The sequence below is a fragment of the Clostridium sp. LIBA-8841 genome (assembly GCF_057782475.1).
Map to the genome: position 1 here is coordinate 3,725,439 of NZ_CM173488.1, position 16,486 is coordinate 3,741,924.

Consider the following 16,486-nt stretch of genomic DNA (forward strand, 5'->3'; position numbering starts at 1 on the left):
TAAATAATTATGAACAAAGATTTATTATTTACAATTCCTAAGAAATATCATAATAGAGAAAGCTTGATTTCGATCTTTGAAGATCACCCAGAAATAAAATTTGTATCTTTAGTTGGGGTTGACTTAGCAGGTAATGATACCGATGAAAAAATTCCTTCTAAGTTATTTTTAAAAGATATAGATTCTTTCCTACATGGCACCGCTGTACAAACAGACGGTTCATCAGTTGTCCTTCCAGGAATAGCGACTCTAAACAACGCTAAAGTAGATATGATTGCCGATTTAGATTGTAAATGGTTTATAGATTACAATTACGACTTCATAGACCCTTTGACTAATAGACCAGTAGGAACACTTAGAATACCTTGCTTCTTAATCCACGAAGATAAACCAGTCGACTCTAGACATATCTTAAAAAACTCAATTGACACATTCAAATCAAATTTATTCTCACTATTAAAAAAATATCCAGAAACACTAAATGATTTAAATATAACATTCGATGATATAGAAGATCTTTTATTAACATCTGCAACTGAATTAGAGTTTTGGGTTAAAACACCAAATGATAAAGCTTTAATTGAAGAACTTTCAACATCAGAAGTTTTACAAGAACAATATTGGACTAGAACTAAGGGAAATGTTAGAACTGCCTTAGAGAAGAGTTTATTATACATGGATGAGTATGGATTTGAACCTGAAATGGGACATAAAGAGGTTGGGGGAGTAAAAGCTAAACTTACTTCTTCAGGTCAATTTGATCACATAATGGAGCAATTAGAAATAGACTGGAAATTCTCAGATGCTATGCAAGCTTCTGATAATGAATTATTTATAAGAACTTTAGTTAAAGAAACATTTAGAAGAAACGGATTAGAAGTAACATTCCTTGCTAAACCAATAGATGGCGTTGCTGGTAATGGAGAGCATACTCATTTAAGTTTAAGCTTAAAATTAAAAGACGGAAGAATTATAAACTTATTTAATCCAACTAAGAATCATTTCTTAAGCAAAATAGGATATGGCTCTATAATGGGTATATTAAAGAACTACGAAATAATGAATCCATTTATATCAGCTACAACAGACTCTCTTAAGAGATTAAAACCAGGATTTGAGGCTCCTGTTTGTATAGTTACATCATTAGGACAAAGTCCTGAAATTCCATCTAGAAACAGAACTATATTAGCTGGATTAATAAGAGATCCTCATAATCCGCTAGCAACTAGATTTGAGCTTAGATCACCAAACCCATTCACAAATACTTATCTTTGTATAGCATCAAGCTATATGGCAATGCTAGATGGTATTAAGTATGCCTTAGAAAGCAATAAGACTGAAGATGATCTTTTAGCTGAGTTATCTAAAAAACCAGGCGAAGATGCAAATTACTTAGAAAAATCTAGAGCATATAGAAGTGAAGAAGATGTCTTTGAAGATTTTACAGATTCTCAAAGAAATGAATACTTTGGAATAGCTCCTGCTACTGTTTATGAAAACTTAAGTGCTTTTGATAAATATCCTGAAAAACTTGAGGTATTAAAAGTAAACTCAGTATTTACCGATAAACTTATAAACAGTTTCAAAATAGCTACTATAAAGAGATGGACTACAGAAATTACAGCTAGAATAATTCCTTCATATATAAAAGATATAAGAGCGGCTAAACAACTTCACTGTTGTGATAAAGCATTAGATCTTGATGTTTCAACTTGGATGACTATTAATGAGTTAAGACATATAACAATGAAAGACTCTTATCATAGAAGAAGTTTATTCACTCAATTAAAAAATGCTATAAATGAATCTGATTTTGAAAAAGCTTCAGATTTACAAATAAAAGTTGATAAAAATATGAGTGAATTAGAAGAACTTTACTCAACTTATAAGAGAAACTTATTAGATATATAGTAATTAAAATAAAAAGAAACCAATGGATCTCATTGGTTTCTTTATTTTATATTAATGATATGTATTTCCTAAACTTATTGAGTTTTTACTTAATATCTCAAATGAATAGTCTTCGTAAAAAACAAATGGATTATTATTTATAATATCTTCTGCTTCTTTAAAGTTATTAGCATGGAATATTATAGTTCCTCTATTTCTAAAGCATGATCCACCACATAATACATACTTGCTTACAGCCGTATCTTTATACATTTTTGCTTTATGCTCACTTTGGAACCTATTAGCTCCATTCATTTTATAATTTATTTTTACAAACATACCGCTGCTCTTAGTCATATAAATTAACCCCCTAAAATTTGTTATATGCTATTATATTATGTTAATGCCCTATATATTCCTAATCTATCTAAAAAAATATAAGAACTTATGTTCCCTTTTCCTTTTTTAATTCTACAAAACATATGTTCGCTTGTCAAGAAAAAAAAGGGATGTAAACATTCTTTTTACATCCTTTTTTCTATAAAATTCTTTATTTTTATGTATATTTCTCTATTTTTTTACTTATAACAAATTTTATTTTGTGTTTATTCAATCTCTTCTACTTCATCGACATCTCTTTCAGAAATACTATCTTTAATAAAGTAAGCGATTTTACAAATGAAGTAGGCAATAAATATTCCAACTAAGTTTATAAATATATCACCTAAGTCAAAATATCCTCTTTTAAATACATATTGAGCAAGCTCTATATTAAATTCTATAGATGCAGATAATATGAAAGCTAGTACAAAGTTATATTTTCTTAGTATATAGCCTATTGGCATAAAGAATAGAATATTACCTATTAAGTACAATTGACCTGTCTTATCGCCTCTTAGTCCGTGTAGAACGGCAAATGGATCTAATTGGAATCCTCTAGCCATTTTCGGTCTAGCAAATAGAAGTATAAACATAGTTCCTGCATACAACCCGAATAAAAACAGCTTAAATAATTTTGAAGTTTTCATTCTAGTTGTTGTTAAGAAAAGTTGATAAATAAGCATAACACTTGTTAATTTAAAAAAGTTATATATTATAAAACCTTTTTTACCACTCAAATCTATTTTTATAAAAACGCCTATACATTCTTTTACTATTAGCTTATAAAATATCATTGCTAAGAATACTGAAATTATAAGCAAAATACTTTTTATAAAAAAATTTTTTACCACGCTTTTAGCTGTTTCCATAAAAATCACCCCCAATAATTTATAAATTTGTATTGAATATTAATATTTTTATAGTATAATATCTAAGTGCTTTTTAAAACAAGCCTCTTATTCTTAAATTATAATTTAATCACATTTCTAAAATCAAAAATTTATCCACAGAATTATTCTTTAAAAATTATCCACAACAACTTAAAAATATTTTTATCCACAAAAGAAAAACATTTTATTTTTTCACATCTTTTTTGTTTCAAAATAAATTTTAATACATTTTATCCACAAAAATACTACAATTAGATTAACATTTAATTTTCTATTTGATTTATTCCTAGTTTTGCTTTTTCCAAAGCCTAAAAATCGAAGTTTTCAGCGCCAAAGGGCTCAGTTAGAATAAATCAATTACTTTTATTAAAATTATCCACAAAACAATTATCTTTTCTTCACATATTTTAAAAACTAACTGAGCCCTAACTAAAAGGAAAATTTTAAACAACATATAACTAAAAAGCATATTTAAAACAAAATAACTTTAATTTTAAACTCTGTTTTAAATGAATGTTGATGTTTAACTAACCCTTAAATTCCTAATTTTAAAGCATTAGTGACACAAACTAAATCAAAATAATTTATTAAAGTAAAAGTTCATATCAATAAAATGAAAAGTCCCATTAAACTTTAAATACCATAAAGTTCAATAGGACTAAATTTTTATATTATTAATTTTCTTATACTAAGTTAAATACCTCTAACTCTCTCTTATCTGCTCCTTCTTTTTGTAAATCTACTAGAGCCTTAAGAGTATCTAGTGAAGTCATAACTCCTATATTTCTTTCTATTGCTGCTCTTCTTATATGGAATCCATCTCTCTTAGAGTCATTAGCTTTAGTTGGTGTATTTACAACTAAGTCTATCTCTTTATTCTTGATTAAATCCATAATGTTTGGAGATTCTTCTCCTATTCTTCTAACTTCTTTAGCATCTATGCCAGCCTCTCTTAATTCTTTAGCTGTTCCTTCTGTTGCTACAAAGTTATATCCTAACTTATCTAAGCCTTTAGCAAGCTCCATAAACTCTGGTTTATCATGTTTTTTTACTGTAGCTAAGATTGTTTTACCATTAGCTCCAGTGTACATTCCAGCTGCCATGAAGCCTTTGTATAATGCTTCCCAAACGTTTCTTCCTACTCCTAAGACTTCTCCTGTTGATCTCATCTCTGGTCCTAAACTAACCTCAACATTAGGAAGTTTTTGAGTTGAGAATACTGGAACCTTTACTGATACTAATTCAGGTTCTTTGTAAACTCCTGTACCATATCCAAGGTCTTTTAATTTTTCTCCAAGCATTATTCTAGTGGCTATATCTACTATTGGAACTCCACTTACTTTTGATATATACGGAACTGTTCTTGAAGCTCTTGGATTAACTTCTATTACATAAAGCTTTCCTTCAAACTCGATGAACTGAATGTTTATCATTCCTTTTATTCCTATGCTTAAAGCTAATTTCTTAGTGTAATCTAGAACATCTGCTTTTATTTTTTCTGAAATATTTTGAGCCGGATACATAGTTATACTATCTCCTGAGTGAACTCCCGCTCTTTCTAAATGTTCCATTATTCCAGGTACAAGAACATCTTCTCCATCTGATATAGCATCAACTTCTATTTCTCTTCCCATTAAGTATTTATCTATAAGTATTGGATTTTTAGAATCTTTTTCAAAGGCATTTGTTAAGTAGTATGTTAACTCTTCTTCATCATGAGTTATTTCCATACCTTGTCCACCAAGAACGAATGAAGGTCTAACCAAGATTGGGAACCCTAATCTTCTAGCTTCCTCTAATCCTTCCTCTAAATTCCATACACCTTTTCCTTTTGGTCTTGCTATATCAAGTCTTTCTAATAAATCATCAAACTGCTCTCTATCCTCAGCTAGATCTATTTGATCTGAAGTAGTTCCTAATGTAGGAATGTTCTTTTCTTTTAAGAACTTAGCAAGTTTTATAGCTGTTTGTCCTCCAAATTGAAGTATAACTCCATCTGGATTTTCTTTATCTATTATATTTAAAACATCTTCTTCAGTTAATGGTTCAAAGTAAAGTTTGTCTGATATACTGAAGTCTGTACTTACTGTCTCTGGGTTATTGTTTATAACTATTGTTTCAATTCCTTGCTTTCTCAGTGCCATTACACAGTGAACTGATGCATAGTCAAACTCTATACCTTGACCTATTCTTATAGGACCTGATCCTATAACCACAACCTTCTTATTATCTGAAACAACTACCTCATCATATTGTTCATATGTTGAATAGTAGTATGGTGATATGGCTTCAAACTCTCCACCACAAGTATCAACCATCTTATAAGTAGGTTTTATATGCCATATATCTCTTAGTCTATAAATTTCATCTGGAGAAACTCTTAACATATCAGCTATTGCTTTGTCTGAGAATCCTCTTCTTTTTAATTTATATAACCAATCTCTATTTAAATCATCTATTGTGCTTTGCTTAAGCTTTTGTTCTTCTTCAACTAACCATCTGAATTTTTCTAAGAAGAATATATCTACACCAGTTATCTTTGAAACCATATCGATTCTGTATCCTCTTCTTAGCATTTCAGCTAAAGCAAATATTCTCTCATCATCTGGAGAAACTACCCTTTCTCTTAACTCATACATTGAAAGATTTTGGAACTTTTTATGCTCTAATGAGTATTTTCCTATTTCTAATGATCTTATCCCCTTTAAGAATGCTGCCTCGAAGTTACTTCCTATAGCCATTATCTCTCCAGTAGCCATCATCTTAGTTCCTAAAGCTCTATCTGCTCCATGGAATTTATCAAAAGGCCATTTAGGAATCTTAACAACTACGTAGTCTAATGAAGGCTCAAAGCAAGCATATGTCATTCCTGTAACTGCATTTTTTATTTCATCTAATCCATAACCTAAAGCTATTTTAGCTGCAACCTTTGCTATTGGATAACCTGTTGCCTTTGAAGCTAATGCAGAAGATCTTGAAACCCTTGGGTTAATCTCTATTACTGCATATTCAAATGAATGTGGGTTTAAAGCAAACTGAACGTTACATCCACCCTCAATTCCTACTGCATTTATTATATCTATTGATGCACTTCTAAGCATTTGATATTCTTTATCTGATAAAGTTTGACTTGGTGCAACAACTATTGAGTCACCAGTGTGTATTCCTACTGGGTCAATGTTTTCCATGTTACAAACTGTTATACAGTTACCAAAAGAGTCTCTCATTACTTCATACTCGATTTCTTTCCAACCCTTAACACTCTTCTCTAAAAGAACTTGTCCTATAGTACTTAACTGTAAACCTGATGATAATGTTTCTATTAACTCTTCCTCGTTATTAGCTATTCCACCACCAGTTCCTCCAAGTGTATAAGCTGGTCTAACTATTACTGGGTATCCTATTTTTCTTGCGAAAGCTATACCTGCATCTAAATCAGTTATAATCTCACTTTGTATAACAGGCTGATTGATTCTATTCATCATATCTCTGAATAGTTCTCTATCTTCACCCTCTTTAATAGATTCTACTGATGTTCCTATTACTTTTACGTTATATTTATCTAAAATTCCCTTTTCATAAAGTTCAACAGCAAGATTTAACCCTGTCTGTCCACCCATTCCTGCTAAAAGAGAATCTGGTTTTTCTTTTTTAATTACTTTTTCTACAAACTCAACTGTTAAAGGCTCAAGATAAACCTTATCTGCGATTTCCTTATCAGTCATTATTGTAGCTGGGTTTGAGTTTACAAGTACAACTTCAATCCCTTCTTCTTTAAGAGCTTGACAAGCTTGAGTACCTGAGTAATCAAACTCTGCTGCTTGTCCTATTATTATTGGACCTGATCCTATTACTAAAACTTTTTTTATATCTTTATTTAATGGCATATTATTTCCTCCTTATAATGCGTACTTCATAAACTCATCAAAGATGTATTCGCTATCCTTTGGTCCCGGACATGCTTCTGGATGGAATTGAACTGAGAATATTGGTAACTCTTTATGCTTCATTCCTTCAACTGTTCCATCATTCATACTTACATGAGTTATTTCCATATTTTCTGGTAAAGTAGCAACATAGTATCCATGGTTTTGTGATGTTATATGAACTCTATTTCTTATTAAATCTTTAACTGGATGGTTACATCCTCTGTGTCCGAACTTAAGCTTCTTAGTTTCTCCACCTAATGTTAAAGCTAATAATTGATGTCCTAAACAAATTCCTACTATTGGTTTCTTTCCAACTATCTTCTTAATCTCATTTACCGCAGTCCCCATATCTTCTGGGTCTCCAGGTCCATTTGATAAAAATACTAAGTCTGGGTTTATTGCTAAAACTTCTTCTGCCTTCACGTCATAAGGGAATACTGTAACATTACATCCTCTTTTAACAAAATTTCTAATAATGTTTTGTTTTATTCCGAAGTCGATTATAGCTACATTTTTTCCTTCTCCTGAGATTTCGTACTTTTTATCAGTTGAAACTATTGAAACTGCATCTCTGTTTGAGAAAGCCTCTAACTTGTCCTTAACATCTTCTAGGTTAGAGTTATCTAAGACTATAATTCCCTTCATTGTTCCGTTATTTCTTAAGATTTTAGTTAAGGCTCTTGTATCTATACCATCAAGTCCTAAAATCTTATTTTGAGCTAAGTAAGTTTCAAGCTCTAACTCACATCTAAAGTTATTTGGATACTGACATTTTTCTCTAACTATGAATCCTCTTACCTTCGGTTCCTTAGATTCTAAATCCTCTAAGTTAATTCCGTAGTTACCTATTAAAGGATATGTCATAGTTACTATTTGTCCATAATAAGAAGGGTCTGTTAAAACCTCTTGATATCCTGTCATTCCTGTGTTGAAAACTACCTCTCCAACACATTCCTTTAAATATCCAAAGGCTTTACCTTCAAATACCACGCCATTTTCTAATATAAGCTTTGCTTTCATTTCTAGACCTCCTAGTTAAAATCATATTTTAAAAACACACTTTAAAAGGTCTTAATTCCATTGCCATCGTCTAAATGTTATTTAATTAAAAGAAAGAGGTATTAGAGCGATTGCGTAAAAAAATCAATCACTCTACTACCTCTTTATCTCTCTTATATGGAATTGTATTAAAATACAAAGCTATTTCATTTTTTAATTCTATCTGTTTTTTTGTACAACAAAAAATTCTATTTAACATAATTATACCTCTTTCTGGCCTCACGGGACCAATTTAAAGTGTATTTTATCTTATTGATAAATTCTTATTATCAATTTTAGTTTATTAGATTTATATAGTCAAGCATATTTAATAATTTTAAAAAAGTTTTAATAAGAAAATTTATTTTCAAACAAAAAGTTAAGGTGCTAGATGTAAAACACCTAGCACCTTAACTTAATTTCAAACCTATACCTACTTCATTGTCCTATTGAAGCAATTATAATTATTATACATATAGAGCGTTTTGTCAATGGAATTCATTGAAATTCTACAATTATTTCGTCAATTCTCTACATTTTTTGTGATTATTAAATTTTCCTAAAAGCTCTATAAAATTCACCTTTATATAATAAAAAGCATAGTTTAATACTAAATAAAAATTTTATAGGAGATACTTATGGAAATAATCTATCCAAATGATTTTATTAGGTTTTTTAATGATAATGAAGAAATAGATGAAGTCGGTGAATTTGAAATTCTTCCAGAAGAAAGTCAGGATTTTTTTGAAAGATATTATAATGGTCCTGTAGACATAGGAGATATAAATAATAATTATATTGAAGATTATAACCCTGATTATAGATCTAATTATAATTATATTGAAGACTATAGCCCTTATTATGGATTAAATTATGATTATTATGATTATATTGAAGATTATAGCCCTGATTATAGATCTAATTATAACTATATTGAAGATTACAGCCCTGATTATTGGTTTAATTATAATTATATTGAAGATTATAGCCCTGATTATGAATCTAATTATAATTATATTGAAGATTATAGAGCTAGAGAAAGTGAATCAAATTCAAAATTTTCAATAATTCCTCCAGCTGTTAAGGATATACCAGACAATATTGCCAATATCCCTGCAGTAGTTCAGGATTTACCTTACGCAATAAAAGATATGGGACATGATTTTGTCCACAGTGCACCTGTAAGCTATGTAGCAAACATGTTACCTGCACCTACTAATTGGCAAAATCCTCAATCTCCTTCACCACTGGGACCACCACCATCTCATATACCATCTAAACAAGATGCTGGAGTTCAACACGCAACATTTAGTAGTGGAGGCGGAGCTACAAAAGCTGTTAGCCCAGGATCTATAAGAAATTGTCTATTTAGATTTACTTATATTTGGCAAAATAATGGTCGTAGTTACTGGGCTTATTTGACTAGAGTTGATAGAAGATCAGTTTCTGGTTGGAGATGGGCTGGATTCAGATGGGTCTTCTTTGGTGTTGATTTAAGGAGAATTGATTCTTTTGTTTGTTTCTAAATAAGATCTTAATAGAATTCATTCAAGTTATCTTTATTTTATTTCAAGCAATTAAATTTTATTATTCAAATTTTAAAAGCCTTTACTCACTAATTTTAAAACTAAAAGGATTTTATTTACTCTTACATCTTAAATATAAGAGTAAACTCCTTATAGTTATTAAAACTTATCTAAGTAAAGGCTTTTTTATTTTTAATATTTGCCTCAATTGTATTCTAATATTTTATTTGTTTTTTTCCAGATTTAAATCCTCAAACTTAATATCAGCTAATGTATCCTTTATTTTTTCAAAGGATGACAATTGACTATATTTATCTACTTCTTTACTATTTTTCATATCATGGTTTAAAGATCCTGGTCCATTTATACATCCACCTTTACAAGCCATTCCTTCAAGGAAATTCCCTTGTGCTCTCTTTAGTTTAGCAAGTCTAAGTTTCATATCACAATCCTTGATTCCATCACCTATTATTGGTCTAAAATTAATATCCATACCTTCACTATCTATAAGATGTTTAACTGACTCAGTAACACCTCCACTTCTAGCAAAAAGTCTCCCATAAAAAGAGCCATTTTTTGTTTCACTCTCCTCACACTCATCTATTTTTATATTTCTAGAATCAAGTAAAGCCAATAACTCTTCAAAAGTCAAAACATAATCTACATCTCCATCTACGTCTTTTCTAGTAGCTTCCATCTTTTTTGCAATACATGGCCCTATAAATACAGTTTTCGCATCTTTATTTTGTGATTTTACTAACCTTGCCATAGCAACCATGGGAGATACAGTTGTAGATATACATTCTTTAAGTTCTGGATAGTCTTTTTCTATATAAGACACAAATGCTGGACAACAACTAGTTGTCATAAATTCAACTTGCCCCTTTTCTTTAAACTCATTACATTCATTTACCGCTACCAAATCTGCTCCTAAGGCAGCTTCAAAAACATCATTAAATCCTAATTTCTTTATAGCCGTAATCACCTTACCAATTTTATTATGATTAAACTGAGATGATATAGCCGGTGCAACAATAGCATAAGTTTTTTCTTTGCTTTTCAATAATCTTATAACATCAACTAAATAAGATTTATCCATTATAGCACCAAAAGGACAGTCTACAACACAGGCGCCACACTGAATACACTTAGAATCGTCTATAACAGCCTTTTTACTATCAACATCGTATGATAAAGCTTTAGGAATACACGCCCTCATACATGGTCTTTTAACCTCTGCTATAGCATTATAAGGACAAACCTCCTTGCATTTTCCACATTCTTTACATTTTTCATAATCTATTTTACACCTTCTATTATCAAAGCTTATGGCTCCAAAGTTACAGTTATCTCTACATTTCTTTGCTAAACATCCTCTACATGCATCAGTTACTATAAATCTATTAACAGGACACTCATCACAAGCTATATCTATAACTTCAATCATATTTTCTCTATTCTTATGTCCACCAAGAGCAAGCTTCATTCTCTCCTCAACTATGGCTCTCTCTTTATATATACAACATCTTACATTAGGTTTTAAATCATCGACTATTTCCTTAGCTATATTAAGTTTTTCTTTTTCTAAAACACCATCAAATTCTTTTTCTGCTATCCTTTTTAAAACCTCATATTTAAGAACCTGAACAGAAGTATCAAATTTTATATATTGCTTATTAGCATCTTTTATCCCCATAAAAATTCCCCCATAAATATTTTAATATTATAGCGTAGATGCCTTTTTGTTAAAACTTAAATCAAAGATAAAAATCAAATTTAATTATTATTTCTTAGATATAAATTTATTATCCTTAATATAAAATCTCCATAAAAAATCTTTTGCCTCCTCAGCATAATCTATTCCTATTCTTTTAGATTCAACAATAGAAAATACTTCTTTATTTGAGGAATCTTCTTCAACATAAAGTTCTTCGCTACTAATAGTATTTATGCAGTTATCCCTCTTATCTATTCCTAAAGCCATACATAATTTTGATGGTCCATTAGAAAAATTCTTTTTTTCATAATTTGATAGTTCTTCATAAGTTTTTTTATATCTTAACTTACTCATTTCTTCAATTCCCTCTAAAGGCTCAATTCCTCTAATAAGAACCCCTGCTGCTACATCTTTTTCTTCACTTATTAAATTTAAGCAATAATACATACCATATATAGAATATACATAAGAAGTTCCAGGCTCCTCATAAAGTGTCTCTGTTCTATTAGTTCTCCTACCTCCATAAGCATGAGAAGCCTTGTCTATAGCTCCTATATAAGCCTCAGTTTCAACAATTTTCCCCTTTAATATAACTCCGTCAATCTTTCTAACTAAAATCTTTCCTAGTAATTCTTTTGCTACTATTAGTGTATCTCTATTAAAAAATTCTTTATTTAACCTCATAATTTGCCTCCAAAATTAATAATCGTAATTGATATTGAACTGATTTTTATTTTAAAATATCCTAAAAATCAAAACTTTTCTAAGAATCATTTTAAATTTAGTTTATCAAAAATATAATAGATTATTAAATATAAATAATACTCTTATTCTAAAAATAAAAAAGCACCTTGATTAAAATCAAAGTGCTTTTTCTTATATTTGAATTAGTTGTTTTGTGCTTGTTCTAATTTTAACTCTTCTCTTGTAGCAATCATTACAAATGGAATGTAAATTAATACTGCTACTGCTATACAAATAAGTGCTGTTAATGCACCCATTAATGAGTTAGTTGATAAGAATGCTCCAAATACTGGTGGCATTGTCCAGTTAGCCATGATTGTTACCTTAGGAACAAAACCTATAGCTGTTAAGAAGTAAGCAATTGAACCTGTAACCATTGGTGCAATTACGAATGGTATGAAGTATATTGGATTTAATACTAAAGGCATACCAAATATAACTGGTTCGTTGATGTTGAAGCATCCTGGTGCTGCACCAAGTTTTGCTATCATCATTTGAGTCTTACTCTTTCTACCTACTAAGAATATAGCTATTAATAATGCTATAGTTGTTCCTGATCCACCCATATTTACATATGAATCTAAGAATTGGCTGTTTACTATGAATTCTGGAGTTAAACCTTGAGCAGCAGCATGCATATTAGCCTCTGTTAAAGGTAATAATACAGCGTTTATAACTGGTGCTAAGATGTTTGAACCGTGTAATCCAAAGAACCATAATAATTGTTGGAAGAATACTAATATCATTAATCCTGGATAACTTGAAAGTGCTCCTTGTAAAGGTGCTTGTATTAGCATGAATAATGATTCATGAATGTTATTTATTCCAAATCCAACAAAGATATACTTAACAGCTGCAGCTATTACTAATACTATGATTGATGGGAATAAAGCTGCAAATGATTTAGCTACTGCTGGTGGAACACCATTTGGCATCTTAATAACTAGCTTTGGATTTCCAAGTAATCTAGTAAATATTTCAGTTGCAACGATTGCAACGATAATTGCTACGAATAATCCTGATCCACCTAAATAAGTCATTGGCATAGCGCCATCTGGATTAAATGTGTAAAGTATAATCAATGATCCTAAAGATACCATAGCTGAAGCCATACCATCTTTATCATATGATCTAGCTAAGTGATATGATATTGTACATACTACTAAAAGTGACATTATTCCGAATGATGCATTCCAAATTGATCCTCCGAAATCCTTCCAGTTAGCCGGTAAGAAAGAGTTCATAAAGTTTTGATACCATTCAAAACCTAAGTTGTTTATTAATACTGCGAATGATCCTGCTATAACTAGTGGAGTGATAGTTACGAAACCATCACGGATTGCAACTAAGTGTCTTTGACCACCTATTTTAGCGGCAACAGGAACAAAGTATTTTTCCATAAATTCAAAAAACTTCTTCATGTATAATTCCTCCTTTTTATTTAATCCAAGCCATCTACAAAAATTTATAATAATTTCTAAAATCCTAGATGGCTTAGAATATTACTTAATTACTTTTCAAAATGATCTTTAAATTGTGGTAAATAATCTTTATGAGCTTCTAATAACTCATCTACTAAAGTTTTTGCTAATTCATCAGATCTTACTAATGGATTAATTGTTAAAGCAAGTACAGCCTTTTCATAGTTTCCTTCTACAGCTGCTTCCACTGCTAATCTTTCGAAGCTCTTAATTTCTTGTACTAATCCATTTACGGCTACAGGTAATTTTCCAACTGCTAATGGCTTTGGACCATCTTTAGTTATTAAACATGAAACCTCTACTGCTGAATCATCATCAATTCCCTCTATAGCGCCATTATTTCTAATATCTACAGGTTGTATATCACATTTATCATTATAAATTGAATGTATTAATCTACAAGCTGCATCACTATAGTAAGCTCCTCCTCTTTTTTCTAATTGAGGTGGTTTAATATTTAATTCTGGATCTCTATAAAGAGCAAATAAATCGTCTTCAACTCTCTTAACAACTTCTGCTCTAGTTTCACCTTTTGAAAATTCTTTTAATTCATCTTCAAGCATTTTTGAACTTTGATAGTAGTATTTGTGATATGGACAAGGCATAACACCTAAACCTCTTATAAAATCTTGATTCCATGAGAAATCTGAAATGTTTTTAACTATTTGTCCTATTTCACCATTTGCTAATGCATCTATAAGCTTATCAGTAACTTTTTCTCCATCAACAAATACATCAGTTCCAAATACCATGTGATTAAGTCCTGCAAAGTTCATTCTTAATCTATCATGTTCTACACCTAAAACCTTTGCAGCTGCTTTTTCCATTCCTATTGGTACATTACATAAACCAATAACCTTTTTGTTTCTTCCATATCTTATTAAAGCTTCAGTTACCATTCCTGCTGGATTTGTGAAATTTATCATCCAAGCATTAGGACAAAGCTCTGCCATATCCTTATCTATATTTAAGATAACTGGGATAGTTCTTAGTGCTTTAAATAATCCACCAGCACCGTTAGTTTCTTGTCCAATAACTCCATGACTTAATGGAATTCTTTCATCTTTTATTCTTGCATCTAGTAATCCTACCCTCATTTGAGTAGTTACAAAATCTGCATCCTTTAACGCTTCTCTTCTATTTAAAGTTAAATGTATCTCCATTGGTACTCCAGCTTTTTCAACCATTCTCTTTGCTAAATTACCAACTGTCTCTAGCTTTTCCTTACCTTCTTCTATGTCAACTAACCATAATTCTCTTATAGGTAGTTCATCGTATCTTTTTATAAAACCTTCTACTAATTCAGGAGTGTAACTTGATCCACCGCCAATAGTTACAATTTTTAAACCATCCTTCATTTCTCCTAAACCTCCTTATTTTTCTCTTTTGACTACACTAATTATTAAAGCAATTATCGTGCCAAAACTGAAATAATTTAAAAATCACCTTAATCCTCATTTTTACTAGAATTTTTAATAGAAATTGATTACACACTAACTTTTTTCTGTGCAAAAAACCTTTACACACATAGTCATTTGTAGTAATTTCTTATATTCTGTGCATTAATTCTAGTATTTTTACACTAGTATTTGGAATTTAATCAATTTTAAGTAATAATAACTATAAAAATTAATTTAATTATTTAAAATTCATATATCTTAATTCAAATTTAAATAAACTTATATTCTAATTATTAATAAAACTTTCTATCTATATAGTTAAATTAAAAAGAAGTGTATTAAAAAACTTTAATACACTTCTCTATATTAGGAATAATACAATTATTGGGGAAACTATTTTTTTAATCTAAAACCAAATGTCATCCATGGTTTTATATAATCTAATAAGAATATCTCATCTTCTTTAATTCTACCTACTACATTAGTTTTTCCAGCATTCTTCATATCCTTAAGTGCCACTTGAAGTTCACCAGCATATCTAGTATATAAATCAGAATCAATTAAAATATCTCCTCTTCTTATATCTGGAGTGTTGAATGGTGGGAAACTATGAACTTTATATTTAACTCTACTTTGAGTTGACCTTATCATATAAGCAGAAACATCTCCTCTATTAAAATGAGGTTCCTCCAATACTATTTTTCTTTCTATTTCTGGTATATCTGAAACAAGTTCAACATCTAAAGTTATCATCTCTTTATTTATTTCGCTTAATGCTTTTAATTCTTCTTCTGATGCAAAAGCATTAGCTATTATTACATCATCAATTAATCCAGTTGCAAAAAGATGCTTAGCTTGAACTTCTATTGGAAGATTTCTATGTTCTTCTAAAGTACATAATCCTTCTGAAACTGGCCATGGACCATGGTCTGCACTTGGTGAATTAACAAAAGCTGCAGTCTTTAATCCAAACTCTTTAAACTGTTCTGAACATTTTATAAAATGATTGTATTCAAGTCCTGTATAAACATGAGGATAAAAATTATGACATCCATATAAGTTCTCCTTATTTGGCATGTATGACATTATATTATCTACATATTTAGTTCCATTACTCATGTTAAGCTCTATTTTTAAACCATACTTATTGTATGTCATTAAAGCTTCTTCTTGTCCACTGAATCCCATATCTAGTCTTATTCCACTTAATCCCATATCCTTAAATACTTTTAAATCATTTATTGAAGCATTTAAACTTTTAAATACTGTTGGATCTAAGTCAGCAATTACTTCCATACCCTCTTCATTGGCTGCCTTTAACATTATTTTAAACTCTTCTATAACTTCTTCAGTACTTTTATCACTTGCTGATATAAGACAAGTAAATATTCTCTTAAATCCATATTTTCCTGCTAAATGTATATAATCAACAATTTCATTTATTGGACTATGACTTGGGTAAACTGATATTCCTAATCTTCTCATTTTGA

11 protein-coding genes are annotated in these 16,486 nt (G+C 30.1%); 2 read left to right on the forward strand and 9 right to left on the reverse strand.

Annotated features, from left to right (window positions below; genetic code table 11):
• The first annotated feature begins 9 nt into the window (after positions 1–9).
• A complete protein-coding gene (locus AC2A4K_RS16655) occupies positions 10–1,911 on the forward strand; it encodes a type I glutamate--ammonia ligase (RefSeq protein ID WP_322504817.1) in 1,902 nt (633 codons plus the stop codon).
• Positions 1,912–1,962: 51 nt separating this feature from the next.
• Here the strand turns inward: AC2A4K_RS16655 and AC2A4K_RS16660 are convergent, their stop codons facing one another.
• The 4 genes from AC2A4K_RS16660 to AC2A4K_RS16675 form a co-directional block, all read right to left on the reverse strand.
• Complete coding sequence (locus AC2A4K_RS16660; RefSeq protein ID WP_322504818.1) at positions 1,963–2,247, reverse strand: hypothetical protein; 285 nt, start codon at positions 2,245–2,247, stop codon at positions 1,963–1,965.
• A gap of 248 nt (positions 2,248–2,495) precedes the next feature.
• Positions 2,496–3,140 (reverse strand): VanZ family protein, encoded by a 645-nt coding sequence (locus tag AC2A4K_RS16665; RefSeq protein WP_322504819.1) that lies wholly within the window; start codon positions 3,138–3,140, stop codon positions 2,496–2,498.
• 704 nt (positions 3,141–3,844) lie between these two features.
• Positions 3,845–7,048 (reverse strand): carbamoyl-phosphate synthase large subunit, encoded by a 3,204-nt coding sequence (gene carB, locus AC2A4K_RS16670; protein ID WP_322504820.1) that lies wholly within the window; start codon positions 7,046–7,048, stop codon positions 3,845–3,847.
• A 12-nt stretch (positions 7,049–7,060) separates the two neighbouring features.
• A complete protein-coding gene (locus AC2A4K_RS16675; protein ID WP_322504821.1) occupies positions 7,061–8,110 on the reverse strand; it encodes a carbamoyl phosphate synthase small subunit in 1,050 nt (349 codons plus the stop codon).
• Positions 8,111–8,766: 656 nt separating this feature from the next.
• Between AC2A4K_RS16675 and AC2A4K_RS16680 the strand changes: the two genes are divergently transcribed.
• A complete protein-coding gene (locus tag AC2A4K_RS16680; protein WP_322504822.1) occupies positions 8,767–9,654 on the forward strand; it encodes a hypothetical protein in 888 nt (295 codons plus the stop codon).
• 223 nt (positions 9,655–9,877) lie between these two features.
• On the opposite strand, the gene AC2A4K_RS16685 is transcribed toward AC2A4K_RS16680, so the two are convergent.
• The 5 genes from AC2A4K_RS16685 to AC2A4K_RS16705 form a co-directional block, all read right to left on the reverse strand.
• A complete protein-coding gene (locus tag AC2A4K_RS16685) occupies positions 9,878–11,350 on the reverse strand; it encodes a 4Fe-4S dicluster domain-containing protein (RefSeq protein WP_322504823.1) in 1,473 nt (490 codons plus the stop codon).
• Positions 11,351–11,437: 87 nt separating this feature from the next.
• On the reverse strand, positions 11,438–12,055 hold the full coding sequence (locus AC2A4K_RS16690) for a DNA-3-methyladenine glycosylase (RefSeq protein ID WP_322504824.1): 618 nt from the start codon (positions 12,053–12,055) through the stop codon (positions 11,438–11,440).
• A 203-nt stretch (positions 12,056–12,258) separates the two neighbouring features.
• Positions 12,259–13,536, reverse strand: coding sequence for a PTS sugar transporter subunit IIC (locus AC2A4K_RS16695; protein ID WP_322504825.1), 1,278 nt, complete (start codon positions 13,534–13,536; stop codon positions 12,259–12,261).
• Positions 13,537–13,625: 89 nt separating this feature from the next.
• A complete protein-coding gene (locus AC2A4K_RS16700) occupies positions 13,626–14,954 on the reverse strand; it encodes a 6-phospho-beta-glucosidase (protein ID WP_322504826.1) in 1,329 nt (442 codons plus the stop codon).
• Positions 14,955–15,389: 435 nt separating this feature from the next.
• Positions 15,390–16,481 (reverse strand): DUF871 domain-containing protein, encoded by a 1,092-nt coding sequence (locus AC2A4K_RS16705; RefSeq protein ID WP_322504827.1) that lies wholly within the window; start codon positions 16,479–16,481, stop codon positions 15,390–15,392.
• Between the last annotated feature and the right edge of the window lie 5 nt (positions 16,482–16,486).

What these genes read in the sequence shown, in the direction of transcription:
- AC2A4K_RS16680 (WP_322504822.1), top strand. Translation starts at nt 8,767, where the DNA reads ATGGAAATAATCTATCCAAATGATTTTATTAGGTTTTTTAATGATAAT.
- AC2A4K_RS16660 (WP_322504818.1), bottom strand. Translation starts at nt 2,247, where the DNA reads ATGACTAAGAGCAGCGGTATGTTTGTAAAAATAAATTATAAAATGAAT.
- AC2A4K_RS16690 (WP_322504824.1), bottom strand. Translation starts at nt 12,055, where the DNA reads ATGAGGTTAAATAAAGAATTTTTTAATAGAGATACACTAATAGTAGCA.
- AC2A4K_RS16685 (WP_322504823.1), bottom strand. Translation starts at nt 11,350, where the DNA reads ATGGGGATAAAAGATGCTAATAAGCAATATATAAAATTTGATACTTCT.
- carB (WP_322504820.1), bottom strand. Translation starts at nt 7,048, where the DNA reads ATGCCATTAAATAAAGATATAAAAAAAGTTTTAGTAATAGGATCAGGT.
- AC2A4K_RS16675 (WP_322504821.1), bottom strand. Translation starts at nt 8,110, where the DNA reads ATGAAAGCAAAGCTTATATTAGAAAATGGCGTGGTATTTGAAGGTAAA.
- AC2A4K_RS16705 (WP_322504827.1), bottom strand. Translation starts at nt 16,481, where the DNA reads ATGAGAAGATTAGGAATATCAGTTTACCCAAGTCATAGTCCAATAAAT.
- AC2A4K_RS16665 (WP_322504819.1), bottom strand. Translation starts at nt 3,140, where the DNA reads ATGGAAACAGCTAAAAGCGTGGTAAAAAATTTTTTTATAAAAAGTATT.
- AC2A4K_RS16700 (WP_322504826.1), bottom strand. Translation starts at nt 14,954, where the DNA reads ATGAAGGATGGTTTAAAAATTGTAACTATTGGCGGTGGATCAAGTTAC.
- AC2A4K_RS16655 (WP_322504817.1), top strand. Translation starts at nt 10, where the DNA reads ATGAACAAAGATTTATTATTTACAATTCCTAAGAAATATCATAATAGA.
- AC2A4K_RS16695 (WP_322504825.1), bottom strand. Translation starts at nt 13,536, where the DNA reads ATGAAGAAGTTTTTTGAATTTATGGAAAAATACTTTGTTCCTGTTGCC.